This is a genomic window from Ruoffia sp. FAM 24228, from assembly GCF_045528575.1.
Lineage (GTDB): Bacteria > Bacillota > Bacilli > Lactobacillales > Aerococcaceae > Ruoffia > Ruoffia halotolerans.
This window is the reverse complement of record NZ_JBGQQZ010000168.1, coordinates 1-284: the sequence shown is the minus strand read 5'-3', so window position 1 is coordinate 284 and position 284 is coordinate 1. Positions and strand designations below refer to the sequence as shown.

Genomic DNA, 284 nt, shown 5'->3' with positions numbered 1-284 from the left:
GCCGTGGATCCAAATTATCAAGGACAGGGCTTTGGAACGCAAGGTATCTATCAAATGATGAAACAGTTAAATGCAGAGGACGAACGTCTATTTCGCTTATCAGTAGAAAAAGAAAATGCACACGCTAAACATTTATATCAAAAGAATGGCTATGGGGTCATATCAGAAGTCGTTTATTTAAAAGAATAACGGAGGGAATTTTTGGAATTATGGGACTTATTTGATCGGAGTGCAAACATCGTTAGTACGAATCATGGACGAGGAGATACGATTCCTGAAGGTAC

Annotated in this window: 1 protein-coding gene; it reads left to right on the top strand. The window is 38.7% G+C overall.

What is annotated here, in order from left to right:
• On the top strand, window positions 1–189 hold a 189-nt coding region (locus ACEN33_RS12530; protein WP_407095221.1), incomplete at its 5' end, for a GNAT family N-acetyltransferase.
• Window positions 190–284: the final 95 nt, after the last annotated feature.